The organism is Candidatus Berkiella cookevillensis (assembly GCF_001431315.2).
In the GTDB taxonomy this organism is placed as follows: Bacteria; Pseudomonadota; Gammaproteobacteria; order Berkiellales; family Berkiellaceae; genus Berkiella_A; species Berkiella_A cookevillensis.
The window spans coordinates 2617114-2629825 of the sequence record NZ_LKHV02000001.1; the positions used below are offsets into that span (position 1 = coordinate 2617114).

Annotated in this window: 13 protein-coding genes and 1 tRNA gene; 4 read left to right on the forward strand and 10 right to left on the reverse strand. The window is 40.6% G+C overall.

Translation table 11 applies throughout. The features are described 5' to 3' along the window. Together CC99x_RS11155 and CC99x_RS11160 are read right to left on the reverse strand one after the other, a co-directional pair. The gene (locus CC99x_RS11155; RefSeq protein WP_057624216.1) at nucleotides 1-981 is read right to left on the reverse strand and encodes a hypothetical protein; all 981 of its coding nucleotides are present in this window, start codon (nucleotides 979-981) and stop codon (nucleotides 1-3) included. Between the two features lie 24 nt (nucleotides 982-1005). Beyond that, nucleotides 1006-1572 carry a superoxide dismutase family protein gene (locus tag CC99x_RS11160; RefSeq protein ID WP_077065370.1) on the reverse strand — a complete coding sequence of 189 codons (567 nt, stop codon included), beginning with the start codon at nucleotides 1570-1572 and terminating at the stop codon, nucleotides 1006-1008. Nucleotides 1573-1754: 182 nt separating this feature from the next. Here CC99x_RS11160 and trhO point away from each other — a divergent pair, with 182 nt between their 5' ends. The 4 genes from trhO (at nucleotide 1755) to tgt (ending at nucleotide 5319) form a co-directional block, all read left to right on the forward strand. Further along, the gene (trhO, locus tag CC99x_RS11165) at nucleotides 1755-2582 is read left to right on the forward strand and encodes an oxygen-dependent tRNA uridine(34) hydroxylase TrhO (protein WP_077065371.1); all 828 of its coding nucleotides are present in this window, start codon (nucleotides 1755-1757) and stop codon (nucleotides 2580-2582) included. Nucleotides 2583-2790: 208 nt separating this feature from the next. After that, nucleotides 2791-3339, forward strand: a complete 549-nt coding sequence (gene ppa, locus CC99x_RS11170) for an inorganic diphosphatase (protein WP_057624217.1) — start codon at nucleotides 2791-2793, stop codon at nucleotides 3337-3339. A 167-nt stretch (nucleotides 3340-3506) separates the two neighbouring features. Further along, nucleotides 3507-4190, forward strand: a complete 684-nt coding sequence (locus CC99x_RS11175; RefSeq protein WP_057624218.1) for a queuosine precursor transporter — start codon at nucleotides 3507-3509, stop codon at nucleotides 4188-4190. Continuing rightward, complete coding sequence (gene tgt / locus CC99x_RS11180) at nucleotides 4165-5319, forward strand: tRNA guanosine(34) transglycosylase Tgt (protein ID WP_057624219.1); 1155 nt, start codon at nucleotides 4165-4167, stop codon at nucleotides 5317-5319. The genes CC99x_RS11175 and tgt overlap by 26 nt, the downstream gene beginning before the upstream one ends. 248 nt (nucleotides 5320-5567) lie before the next feature. On the opposite strand, the gene CC99x_RS11185 is transcribed toward tgt, so the two are convergent. The 8 genes from CC99x_RS11185 to tolR form a co-directional block, all read right to left on the reverse strand. Next, on the reverse strand, nucleotides 5568-6557 hold the full coding sequence (locus CC99x_RS11185) for an Lpg1974 family pore-forming outer membrane protein (RefSeq protein ID WP_057624220.1): 990 nt from the start codon (nucleotides 6555-6557) through the stop codon (nucleotides 5568-5570). Nucleotides 6558-7171: 614 nt separating this feature from the next. Further along, nucleotides 7172-7247, reverse strand: a tRNA-Lys gene (locus CC99x_RS11190). Nucleotides 7248-7346: 99 nt separating this feature from the next. Continuing rightward, complete coding sequence (locus CC99x_RS11195; RefSeq protein ID WP_057624221.1) at nucleotides 7347-8300, reverse strand: hypothetical protein; 954 nt, start codon at nucleotides 8298-8300, stop codon at nucleotides 7347-7349. 166 nt (nucleotides 8301-8466) lie between these two features. Beyond that, on the reverse strand, nucleotides 8467-9429 hold the full coding sequence (gene ybgF / locus CC99x_RS11200) for a tol-pal system protein YbgF (protein WP_057624222.1): 963 nt from the start codon (nucleotides 9427-9429) through the stop codon (nucleotides 8467-8469). A 9-nt stretch (nucleotides 9430-9438) separates the two neighbouring features. Beyond that, on the reverse strand, nucleotides 9439-9969 hold the full coding sequence (gene pal, locus CC99x_RS11205; protein WP_083477321.1) for a peptidoglycan-associated lipoprotein Pal: 531 nt from the start codon (nucleotides 9967-9969) through the stop codon (nucleotides 9439-9441). Nucleotides 9970-9990: 21 nt separating this feature from the next. Next, on the reverse strand, nucleotides 9991-11343 hold the full coding sequence (tolB, locus tag CC99x_RS11210) for a Tol-Pal system beta propeller repeat protein TolB (RefSeq protein ID WP_057624224.1): 1353 nt from the start codon (nucleotides 11341-11343) through the stop codon (nucleotides 9991-9993). Further along, nucleotides 11340-12278 (reverse strand): cell envelope integrity protein TolA, encoded by a 939-nt coding sequence (gene tolA / locus CC99x_RS11215; RefSeq protein WP_057624225.1) that lies wholly within the window; start codon nucleotides 12276-12278, stop codon nucleotides 11340-11342. The genes tolB and tolA overlap by 4 nt, the downstream gene beginning before the upstream one ends. Then, the gene (gene tolR, locus CC99x_RS11220) at nucleotides 12262-12708 is read right to left on the reverse strand and encodes a protein TolR (protein WP_057624226.1); all 447 of its coding nucleotides are present in this window, start codon (nucleotides 12706-12708) and stop codon (nucleotides 12262-12264) included. The genes tolA and tolR overlap by 17 nt, the downstream gene beginning before the upstream one ends. Nucleotides 12709-12712 lie beyond the last annotated feature (4 nt).

The window sequence follows — 12712 nt, forward strand, 5'->3', positions numbered from 1 at the left end:
TTAAGTTGTGCTCAACTCCATCAATACTTCTGATAAAGCAATTGCCTTAATCGCCGTATTATAATGGTACATTGTTCTATCTTGACTCGGCCAATGACCTGCCTCATCTTGTGTGGATACAATCTGTTCTGCGCCTTTTTTTGCCTTATGAATGTAACGCGCTTCCTTTGTTATATTGGCTAAAATAGCAGCACCCCACACCATGTTTGGCTCTATGGATGGATGATACTGATAAGCTGTTTCAAAATAGGATTGTGCAGTTCTTAAATAAGACTCCTCATGCGTGGCCTGATACAGTTTGGCTAAGAAGATCACCGGCGTAGAGAGATAATGCACATTATGATCGGTGTTTTGCGCAGTCACCATATAAAATCTTGATTGCTCAGAAGGGAAGCTCGTAATAATGCGACCATCTTGCTCCAAACGCAGATAAAAAATCTGATCCTTCGTACTTTGCAAAGAAATACATCGTTGTAAAAAATTGCCTGCTCTTTGCGCTTTTTTCATATCGCCTGTATACAAAGCAAACCAACCCAACATCGTTGAACTAAATAAATCCAATACGGCATCAATGCTGCCGTAAGGTGCAATCGTTGTGAATGCACCTTGATCGGGATCATAATAGCGTCTCAAATATTTTGAATAAGTATAAGAAACATCAAAACGACCTATAGCATGCGCAGCAATCGCTATCCAGCTCATGATTTTAGGTAGCTGCTCCGCAAGTGGTTGATGCGTGGAATCAGATAACTTACGCCGCAATCCTCCATCTTGGGTAGAAAAAGAATGCAGCAAATAATTGATCATCCGATAAGCTTCTTCTTTTAACCCCAAATTGGCATATAAATAAGGCAAGGCATAATAGGCTAATAAATCATCTATATTACCTTCTAAGTTGCCTTCAACAGTGATGGATTTTAAGCTCCATAACTTTGCTCTGTCCAAACACTGTTTGTATTGCGTCATCAGTTGTAAATCCATGACATCTATCCTTTATTTTTTGTGTTAGTTAATAACGCCACACGCAATGCGCGCACCGCCACCACCTAAGGGTAAAGGTTCATCAGAATAATTATCGCCCTTTTCATGAATAATGAAGGCACGATTCATAATATCAGCGATTTTAAGATCTGGAGCGATCATTTCCTGTTCAACAATATTGTCTTGATTAGCAATGAGCTTTTGTAAATCACCTAAATGGCCTTTTTGACCAGGGCCTGCATGTATTTTTGTGTGATGAGGATCATAATGCCCACCCGCCAAAGCACCGGATACTACTTTTCCGTCTTGGATCTGGAAAGCACAGGAAGGATTTTCATGGATATGAAAACCATGCTCACCTGCAGGAATGTCTTTTAGGCGTATCGTGAGTGCCATTCCTTCTGGCGTATCTTTAAGCGTCACTGAACCAATCGCCTCACCAATACCTTGAGTCGACTTATTTTGATTGAGCGCATGTATTTGGATTATTTTTTCATCTTGTACTTTCTCATCTTGTTGCGCGAGTAACGCGGTTGATAATAAAGTACTCAATAATAATATCTTAGCTTTAAATATGAGATTTTGTCGCATTCCCTTTCTTCCTTGATAGCTAAACCTTGCTGAAAGAGAATATTCACACAAGCTATTGTGTAAATCCACCCTATTCGCAACCGTGTTTTTGAATATATTGCTCAATCTCATGACAATACTATTATAAGTATGGTAAATTTCTACTACATTATCTAATATGCTGAGTAAATAACTACAATATTATGGAATATTTGAACCTTTCTGGATATCAATTTAAGAAGTTAACTAATTTGGAAACTCTAAGAGAAGATCTGAAGCATTACTGTAGAGAAATTGGTCTCAAAGGCAGCATTTTACTCAGCCATGAAGGCATCAATGCTTTTGTAGCAGGCCCTCAAGAAGTCATCGATCGCTTTCAAGCAAGCTTAGAGCGCTTTAACTTACTCAAATTAAATTTCAAAATAAGCTACTCTGACAATATTCCTTTTAAGCGTATGTTGGTAAAAATCAAACCAGAAATTATATCAATGGGCGAAAAAGATATTGATCCTGAAATGCACCCTGCACCTTATATTTCTCCTGAAACACTGAAACAATGGATAGACGAAGATAAAGATATTGTTATTTTAGATACACGTAATGATTATGAAGTACATCTAGGTAAATTTAAAAACGCCGTTGATTTGAATATTGATCATTTTCGTAAATTCCCTGCGGCATGCCAAAACCTACCCAGTGAATGGAAAAATAAACCCATTGTTACCTATTGCACAGGTGGTATTCGTTGTGAAAAAGCAGCGCCTTACCTACAATCCTTAGGTTTTAACGATGTCTATCAGCTAGATGGTGGTATTTTAAGTTACTTTGAAAAATGTGATAAAACACACTTCGAAGGTGAATGCTTTGTCTTTGATAAACGTATTGCAGTTGATAATACACTTGCAGAAACTGCAACAATACAATGTTATCAATGTCGTATGCCAGTGACAGCAGAAGCGCAACAATCAGAACATTATCGCATTCGTGAATATTGCCCAAGCTGCTATCCTAATCAGGGTGAAAAACCTTAAGTTTGGCTAAGATTAAAGCATACAAGAAATAATTTAGTTGATAAACAAAAAATAGCACCAATCAAACATGAATACACAGACTGCCATAAAGGCGTATAATGATCTTCGCACATGACCTTTACTCGTAGTAGAAGGCGTGTGCTGTGACAACAAGACTTCAGATTTCATTTTTATTCATTACTCACATTGCAATTTTAAAGGTTTTTACATGGGCTTATCTCTCGTAACAGCTGGGCAGAATCTTCCACATGATATTAATGTCATTATTGAAATTCCTGCGCATAGCGAACCCATCAAGTATGAAGTAGACAAGAAAACAGGTGCCTTGTTTGTTGATAGATTTCTCTCAACCTGCATGCATTATCCCTGTGACTATGGCTATATTCCCAAAACACTTTCAAGTGACGGTGATCCTGTTGATGTATTGGTGATTACCCCCATCCCTGTTAACCGAGGAAGTGTAATCCGCTGCCGTCCTATCGGTATGCTGATGATGGAAGACGAAGCAGGACACGATCAAAAAATTCTTGCTGTACCAACCAGCAAACTAACAAAATTATATGAGCACGTACATAAACCTGAAGATTTGCCCGCACTGCTCTTAAAACAAATTGCACATTTCTTTACCCACTACAAAGATTTGGAAACAGACAAATGGGTAAAACTGGAAGGCTGGGCTGGTAGAGAAGCAGCTGAACAGGTCATTTTAGAAAGCATTAAGAGCTATCAAGCGACTGAGATAAAGCCACCGTTTTAGGATTTTTTAGAGGGCGGGCACAGAGACCCGCCCCTACATGCACCTATTCAATAACAGCCAAACGACATTCAGCCCACTGATAAAGAATTAATATTCTGATAAGCAGCATTTGGCTATTAGATTAGTCTGATGTATGATTGCTACCTTAATAATGCATACTAAACAGAATGATAAATAACTCATTATTTTTGCTCAGTTTATTCTTGATCACAGCTTGTGCATGGGGATTCTTGAGGCTCGGCAAAAGTGCGCTCATTACGTGGATAGCCTTCATTAGCTTATTTGCGAATCTCTTTGTCTTAAAACAAATTACACTCTTTGGATTGAATGCAACTGCAAGCGATATTTTTGCGGTAGGCGGACTGTTTGGACTCAATTTACTACAAGAATATTATGGCAAAGCGGCAGCCAAATCAGCAGCATGGCTTTCTTGTGCCTGTCTCTTTTTCTTTACCTTAATGAGCCAAATACATCTCTATTATGAACCCAGCGCTTTTGATACCACGCAACAGGCTTACCAACATATTTTCCAACACGCGCCACGTATTATCCTTGCCTCACTCTTTACTTTGTTTATCGTGCAACAATTCGATATACGACTCTATCCATTGATTAGAGGCTTTTTTCCAAAGTTACCACTCTTGTTTGCCAGCGCGAGTTCTATATTGATCAGCCAAACTTTAGACACAGCGTTATTCACTGTGCTCGGCTTGTATGGGATTGCAGAAGCATTGTGGCAAATTTTTATCGTTAGTCTCAGTATTAAATTATTAACGATTGTATGTTTACCTTTTATGGCTCAAATAAGTAAGAAATTAATACGTTATGATCGAATCACAGCCCCAAATTAATAGCACTTTTCAATTTGAAATTTTGTATCAATCCAAACATTCTCAAGCGCGGGTGGGTCGTATTCATACGCCTCACGGTATCATTGATACACCCAATTTCGTAGCAGTTGGCACCAACGGTACACTGAAGGCATTACCAAATCATTGGTTAGATGAACTCGGTTTACAGCTTATGTTTTGTAATACTTATCATTTGTTAGTGCAGCCTGGCACAGAGGTGATTCAACAGGCGGGCGGGTTACACAACTTTATTCAGCGCAAACGCCCTATCATTACGGATTCGGGCGGCTTTCAGGTCTTTAGTCTTGCTTATGGTGGTATTGCGAATGAATTGAAAAGCAAAGGCACCAAGAAATACACGGGCTCAGTCTTAAAAATTACCGAAGAAGGTGTGGTATTTCGCTCCTACTTTAACGGCGAGAAAATTTGCTTAACGCCTGAATCCTCTGTACAAGCGCAAAAAGCATTTGGTGCAGATATTATTATCCCACTTGATGAATTAACGCCTTATCATATCAGTGATGAAGCGTTGTTAGATTCTTTTAAGCGCACACATCGCTGGGAATTACGCTCTTTAGCAGAACACAGGAAAAATCCCAATAACCAAGCCATGTATTCGGTGATTCATGGTGGTATCCATCCAGAATTGAGACATAAAAGCTGTGAAATATTAGATAATGCTGATTTTGATGGTCATGCCATTGGAGGTAGCTTAGGCAAAAATATTACGGAGCTTTATGCCACGGTACAGACAACCACGCCCAAGCTGTCCCCTGAAAAACCACGCCATTTATTAGGTATTGGTGATTTACCCTCTATTGATCAATGTGTGCCACTCGGGATTGATACCTTTGATAGTGCTTACCCCACACGTTCAGCACGTCATGGTGTACTGTTTAGTTTTGATGGACCCATCAAGATTGATAGACAAATACACCGTTTTGAACATTTTCCAGTCGATAAGGACTGCCACTGCCATTTGTGTCAAAACTATACACGTGCTTATTTATATCATTTGTTTAAAGCCAAAGAGCCTACCGCAATGCTACTTGCAAGCACGCACAATGTGGCCTTTATGATGCGCCGAATGGAAAGCTATCGTAATCAGATCTTAAGTGGGCTGATTTAGTTACTTACCGTCTAGGATTGATGAGCGCGCGAATCAAATTCCCACTTTTGTAAAGGGGGAATGATGCCCTTAGGCATCAAGGGGGATTTATACCCCAATACCCGCCAGTGCGGTTAAATCTCCCTTGCGCCCCGCGCTTTCCCTCTTTACAAAGAGGGAAGATTTATTCGCTATGCTCATTATTGAGATCAAAAAAAAGGGAGCCGAAGCTCCCTTTATTGTACCCTTTGATTGTTCTTGCAAAAGGCTTAGGCGTCTGCACCACCAATGGTGACACGTAAGAAAGGTCCGACTCTACCGAAGTCATGAGAAGCACCTGTCCATTGCGCAAAGTTTTGAGCATTGCCATTTAAAGCAGATGGATTCCAAGAAGTATTGCCTGCTTTAAAAGCATTGATAGCATTGACATAACGAACACCTAAAGCAGCGTGGAACAATACACGTGCCATATCGCTATTGATAACACGACGATAATCGACACCAAACTCAGCATCTAATTTAGCAACCACTGAATGACTGTCTTCTGGGTTATAGAAGTAGCTAGTTGCTGCAGCACCAGTACTGTTTGTTTGTGCGTACTCATTTTGAGCATAGAGCAAAGATGTATTGGCACCACCAAAGATACCGAATTCTGGGCAGTAGCTAAATGGCGTACCACGTGCAGCGGCACCAAAACCAGGACCAAAGCCTTTCATTTCATCTTCCGTTGTTCTTGCATGATGAGCTGTTGCTTCACTGAATGATCTATCTAATTTCAAGTATTCTAAGAAACCATTTAAGGTTACATCCAATCTTTGACCAAAATGTAAAGTTTGGGTAACGCCCAATCTGAATTGTTCAGATTTTTGATCTAAAATAGCTTGGCTTCCAACACCATTACCACCTGCATTGCCAAGATTTCTTATGCCAGAAGCGCTTCTAACTTCATCATCAGAGAAATGATCATAGTCAAGATAAAGACGTGTGTCAGAGGCTGGGTTATTACCACCTAAGCGATAGCTTAAGCCAATACCAAAATCTAATTCATTATCAGGCTCAACCACAAAGGCGCGACGAAATTCTGGATTACCACCAGCGACGATTAAAGCATCGCCCATTGTTGCAGCATTGCTGGTTGCTTCTGTGTAGGTTGCTGTACCGGTTACAGCTACGCGATTCCATGAACCTGCTTGCGCTGTTGTAGCTGCAAAACCTGCTACTAACATTGTGCCAAGAGTTACTTTGATTGCTGTCTTCATATTACGATCTTCCTTTCCTAGAACTAAAAACCAAAGGGTGAAATTTTTATTTGCAGTTTCTACCCAACCTTAAAACCCAAACACAAGTACCAGTTCGAAGTTAGTATAGTAATCTCTGCAAGCTTTTCAACTTCGTGCTTACTTAAATCTATTTGCTTAAAGCATTCCGTGCGCACACTTAAATGAGGCCACACAATAGTAAGTAAGATAAACTAACAATTCTTGAACAATCAAGCGTAGATTATCACAACAAACGGGATTGTACACTCTATGTCTATATTTTTTGAGCTTAAATTTAAGGGCAAATCAAGTCTTAAATCATGAGAATTTGCGTTATTTTTGGGCTGAACGTGGTTGTTTAATCACAACTGTTAGAGTTGGATTTGAAAACAAAATTATTAATATGCCTGTTTTTTTCAATTTATTTTTATATTGGAAGATCAACTAAAAACAAAGCGCAAATATAATAAAGCAAAAGCGATGTATTAAAAAAGCACATACGCTCTTTGTTTTGCATAGGGAAAAGTCTTAAGGAAAAAAAAGCAAAAAACGATATTGATAAATAGGATTTGAGGCGTTTCTAAATTATTTAGACGCTTGTAACGGGGCAAAAATGGTGGGCCGTGATGGATTCGAACCATCGACCAACGGATTAAAAGTCCGCTGCTCTACCAGCTGAGCTAACGGCCCCGAAAACATTAGGGTGCAATAATACCCTAAGTTCAGGAAAATACAAGCCAGAATTTGCACTTAATTGTAAATTTCTTACATGAACCACAACTGTAGTGGTTATTTAGGCTTAGAAAGCCTTGAAGAACGACGTACCTGAGGCTCTTCTGTAGAACTTATACCACCATGTTTGTTTGATGGCTTCCCTATATTTGTAGGTATTATATCTTTTTGAGTTGCAGGGCGCGTTGCTGCTTTTGAGTCAGAACGCTTTGCCTCATAGTGTGGCAATATATTTTTTTGAGACTCTGAAGTCGACACAATGGGCGATGCAGAATGATTATTGCTCACGCCAGGTATTGGGCTCGTTGCGGGCTCAACAGCATCATTTGGCTGAGCAACAGGCGTCATCATGCGCTTAGTTACCCGCATCATCAAATGATTCATGTACTCTTGGCCATTTTTTATGAGACCTACCCCGCCCCCAACCAAAGCAGATAAACCAACGGTGCCTAATAAGTTGTTGTAAACCGTCATGCCTTGTGAGACACGTACTGCAAACCATATTGTAGGAATGATCCATGCGCCTACAACGTAAATTGTATCTACGAGAGAATGTCCTTCAACGGTGTTACGTTTAGGCTTGGCTTTTTCTTCTGGAAATAATTTATCAAGTAGTTCACAGACAATCGGGAAAGCAAAGATTGCAACCATAGAACCGACACAGATCAAGGTTGCATGAGGCGCTAACGCAGCTGGTAAAAGATTCGCAAATATACCCATAAATGCATTAAAAAACCCAGGCACAATCACACGACCCAGCACCGTATCATTGATTGCCCACCCCATTGTTAACAGGCTAGCAATACCTACGGCTTGCACCAATGCAGCTAAAGCACTTTTCAAAACCACACCCAAGATCCCAAAGAGATCTCGTCCAGACAATTCATTTTTCATCATTTGAAAAGGTGACTGCTGTGCTGCTGGCTGTTGTTGTTGCTTAGCAGCTGCGCCTGATTGGGGTAGCGTTACTGCTTGAGTAGAAGGTTTAGGTGTAGTGGGACCCGACTGCATAAGGACGTACATCTCTCAAAATTTAAGAAAGTAGACTTTATCACAATCCGCAAAAGAATAAAATAGCGACTATAAAGAGAGCCTGGAACAGGCTGTATGATTAAAAAACATATATAAAACAGATGGTTATTATATATTTTGCAGAGACAAGCACGCCGCTTAAAAGCTATAAGCGACCTTCTTGTTGCATTCTTTGTAGACGTGTATTAGCTAAACGTGCAGAAGCGGTGCCTGGAAACTGCGTCTGAACTTTGGCCAAGAGATTACCTGAATGCTGCCATTGACCTTTAGAATATTGAACATAACCTAATTTTAAAAGTGCATCCGATGCCTTAGTATGTTGCGGATAATCTTGATAGACAATATTAAATTGTGCAGATGCTAAATCTAATTCACCTTGCACCATGTAAATTTCGCCCATCCAATAATGTGCATCAGGTTTGTATTGCCCATTGGGAAAAGCTTTGAGCATTGCCTGAAATGCCACCAAGGCGCTGTCATAATCTTTATTTTGGATGAATTGATAAGCACGATTGTAAGCACTTTCTTCACTGGCAAGGTCAATGCTGTTGTTTGATGGTGCATTAAATTCATCTTCTGTCAGCGTCGCATTTGTAAGTTGCCCATTGTCATTGCTTAATGCATTGTCCATCTGAGCGACTGCGGCAACTGGCGCACTGAATTGGGTATCTAATTTCCCTGCAACCAAAGTTGGTTTCAGCGCTGAATTTTCTGATAAGGGTTGAGTAAAGGTGGTGCCACTTGCTTTAGGCGCAGTCACATGACCTTGCTGCTGAGCTTGTCGCAAAATCTCTAACTGATATCCTTGCTCTTCTAACTTACCTCTGAGTTCTTGAACTTCCATCTGCAATGCATCCATACGCTGCATGAGATTCAGCATAGGATTTTGAGAAGAGGGGTTCGAAAATCCCTCTTCTCGATAAGCATCGGATTGAAAAGAAGCGGTTCCACTACTTCTATCTTGCCAACCTGTCGTCGCATTAGAAGACGCAGAGGGTGGAGCAGAAAGAGACTCAACTCTTGGTAATTCTGCAAAAGCAGCCCAAGCCGGAGACAATAGCAGCCCAACCCAAAATACAGACGATAAAACCTTTCTTTTCTTTTCCATCACTCAATCCTATTGTTCGTAAACAATAATAGCACGACGGTTTTGGCGATAAGCATCTTCACCAGAACCCATTGCTTCTGGCTTTTCTGCGCCATAACTTACAACATTAATTTGGCTAGGAGAAACGCCATTAGACATTAAGAAACGGCTAACTGCATTACCACGTCTTTCACCTAAGCCCACGTTATATTCACGGCTACCTTGTTCATCGGTATGACCTTCAATACGAATGACTTTATTGTGATTATTTTTTAAATAATTTGCATGCGCATTCAAAGATGCTTGATCGTATGATTTGATATCATCACGATCGAAGTCGAAAAAGAATTTTCTTTTTGCTAACAACTCTCTTTCTGAGTCGGTTAAGTTTCTGCCATCAAAAGCATCGCCTTCACCAGCGCCATAAGCATTCGCCGCATATGTTGAATCGCCACCGTGACTTGCATGACGATTGCTTGCACCTTTGTTTGAGCAACCAACCACCATCATGGATAAAGCTATACCCACTAAACAAATTTTTGCCCCTTTGATACTCATCATTATCTCCTCGATAACTAACTATTATGATAAAAACGGTGACCACGCTGGCTCTTGAACACTACCTTCGCGAGCGGGAAGGCGCAAGTGTCCACGACCGTCAATGGTAACTAAGCCCAACACACGGCGATCCCCTTCTTTGGTTCCATACAATACCATAGCGCCGTTCGGAGACAAACTGGGGGATTCATCTAAACGAGAATCTGTTAATACTTTAACCTCTCCCGTTACTAAATTCTGAGATGCAATATGGAAAACACCTGGAGTAGAGCGATGTATCATAACTAAATATTTTCCATCTGCGGTAAGCTTAGGTCTGGCATTATAACCACCCACAAAGGTTACGCGTGATACTTGTTTGCTAGCTACCTCGGCTTTGTAAATCTGCGGCTTACCGCCACGATTGGAGGTAAAGTACAACGACCGACCATCTGGTGTCCATGTAGGTTCTGTGTCAATGGAATAGCCTGTTGTAATTTGTTGCAAATTCTTAGAAGCAATATCCAATACATAAATTTTAGGGCTACCATCTTTGGATAAAACCAAAGCGAGCTTAGATGCATCTGGCGACCAAGCGGGCGCGCCATTAATACCAGGAAATTTAGTGAGTAATTGACGTCGCCCTGTTGCAACATCTAATAAATAAATTTCTGCTCTCTTTCTTTCAAAAGAAACAAAGGCAATTGATTTTGCATCTGGCGACCAACTCGGTGACATAATCGGTTCAAAAGACTCTAACATCACTCTTGGTTGATAACCATCCATATCAGAAACTTCTAAGCGATACTGCTTTTTGTTTCCCATGGGCGTTACCATAATATAGGCTATCTTGGTTGAAAAAGCCCCTCTGATACCCGTTAACCTTTCGTAAATAACATCACTGATATGGTGTGCAAGCGATCTGAAACTATGTGCAGAGATATTTTGATATTCTTTGGAAGTCAAAACCCCACTATCCCCAGCCCTTACAACCAATTCACCATTGGAGAGTTGAGTACCAGCCGATTGTGTTTTAAAGACATCATATAATTTAAAAGATACTGTATAGCGATCGCCACCATTGGCTTGTATGGCACCCGTAATTAAGTTTTCAACCCCCAAATCTTGCCATTGCGCAGATACGGAAGGATTTGCTCTAAATGCATTGGGTATATCATTGGGCGATAAAGGCTGAAAGCGCCCACTGGTTCGCAAATCATTGCGCACAATACTCGCAATTTCCTCAAAGCTGACATTACTATTGCTACTTTCAGAAAGAACAGCAATCGGCACAGCACCCGCCATGCCTTTGGTAATTTCAATATTTAATTCCGCTGCGCTCAAAAGCGGCCATAAGCTGAGTGCACATAAAAACGATAGTGCATGTTTTAGTTTCATGCTGTCTCCGGATTAAAAGTAAAGGTAAATTTCATAAAACTCTCTAGAACATCCCTATCTTCAGGCAAAGGCAAGGGAGATGCCTTTCGAACCGCTAATTCAGAAGAACGATCGAATTCAAGATTACCGCTCGACTCCACAACGCGCGCCTCTAATACATCGCCGGTAGAAGATAAACGCACGGAAAGTTTGCATTTAAAGCCTTGGATTTCTACACCGACAGGTTGCCGCCAATTTTGCATCACTTTATTACCAATCAATGCCGCATGTCTCATTGTTTTATCTAAAATTGCTTGGCTGTTACGCAAATTAGCTAAGCGTTCTTCCTCGGCTTTTTGCGCTTTGGCTTTCGCTAAGGCTTCTGCCTCTGCTTTCTTTTGTTTTGCTAAAGCCTCTGCCTCCGCTTGTTTCTTTGCCTCTTCTATTTTTTGTTTCTCTTTCAATAAAGCTTCTTTTTCTTGCTTGATTTTCTCAAGCGCTACTTTCTCTTTCTCTAGTTTTTCTTTGGCTTCCTTCTCAGCCATTTTTTCTTTTTCAATACGCTCTTTTTTTTGCTTTTCTTCAGCGAGCTTCAGCTTTGTTTGTTCTTCTTTCAGTTTTGCAATGCGTGCTTCTTCTTGCTTACGCAAACGGACAGCTTCGTCCTTTTGCTTTTGTAAGGCTTGCTGATGTTCTTTTTCTTTCTGGCGTTTTTGCTTTTCGATATTCTCTAAGCGCGATACTTCACTTGCGATTTCACTTTCATTGATGGCAACGGCATCAATGATGGGTTTAGCAGGCGCTGGCGCCATAGCCATTGGCTCTATGTTGATGGTTTTATCAAATTTAGAGAAGAGCAAAACGCCCAACACAATATGCAGCAATACAGCTAAACCAAAATACATCTTATTGGAAGTGGTATTCACACTTAAAATCTCTTTATTTTTGCGCGACATTATCAGAATCACCATAATCTTGCGTAATCAAGCCAACCCCATTTGCTCCCGCGCGTTGCACTAACACCATCGCCGAAACCACTTTGCCATAGTTCACAACTTGATCACCTTTTACTAATACCTTGCGATGTGGATTTCTTTTCAACTCAGCCGCAATTCTTAAAGTTAAAGCATTATTATCGATAGTGTGTGTTGGGTTATCTGCAATATTCAGATAGTAATTACCCATTTTATCAACACTCACAATGATGGGTTCTAAATCTTGCGGCGGCAAAGCCTCTGCAGAAGCTTGTGGCAAATCAACTGAAACCCCTTGCTGCAACAAAGGTGCCGTCACCATAAAGATCACGAGCAATACCAGCATTAGATCGATATAAGGCACAATATTGATTTCAGCCGTTACGTGATTATTTGCACGTTTTTTGCGCATGTAG

Coding starts and splice junctions, on each gene's coding strand:
- CC99x_RS11160 (WP_077065370.1), bottom strand. CDS start 1,572: ATGCGACAAAATCTCATATTTAAAGCTAAGATATTATTATTGAGTACT.
- tolB (WP_057624224.1), bottom strand. CDS start 11,343: ATGAAACTAAAACATGCACTATCGTTTTTATGTGCACTCAGCTTATGG.
- ppa (WP_057624217.1), top strand. CDS start 2,791: ATGGGCTTATCTCTCGTAACAGCTGGGCAGAATCTTCCACATGATATT.
- pal (WP_083477321.1), bottom strand. CDS start 9,969: ATGATGAGTATCAAAGGGGCAAAAATTTGTTTAGTGGGTATAGCTTTA.
- tolA (WP_057624225.1), bottom strand. CDS start 12,278: ATGTCGCGCAAAAATAAAGAGATTTTAAGTGTGAATACCACTTCCAAT.
- CC99x_RS11185 (WP_057624220.1), bottom strand. CDS start 6,557: ATGAAGACAGCAATCAAAGTAACTCTTGGCACAATGTTAGTAGCAGGT.
- ybgF (WP_057624222.1), bottom strand. CDS start 9,429: ATGGAAAAGAAAAGAAAGGTTTTATCGTCTGTATTTTGGGTTGGGCTG.
- CC99x_RS11195 (WP_057624221.1), bottom strand. CDS start 8,300: ATGCAGTCGGGTCCCACTACACCTAAACCTTCTACTCAAGCAGTAACG.
- CC99x_RS11155 (WP_057624216.1), bottom strand. CDS start 981: ATGGATTTACAACTGATGACGCAATACAAACAGTGTTTGGACAGAGCA.
- CC99x_RS11175 (WP_057624218.1), top strand. CDS start 3,507: ATGATAAATAACTCATTATTTTTGCTCAGTTTATTCTTGATCACAGCT.
- tgt (WP_057624219.1), top strand. CDS start 4,165: ATGATCGAATCACAGCCCCAAATTAATAGCACTTTTCAATTTGAAATT.
- trhO (WP_077065371.1), top strand. CDS start 1,755: ATGGAATATTTGAACCTTTCTGGATATCAATTTAAGAAGTTAACTAAT.
- tolR (WP_057624226.1), bottom strand. CDS start 12,708: ATGCGCAAAAAACGTGCAAATAATCACGTAACGGCTGAAATCAATATT.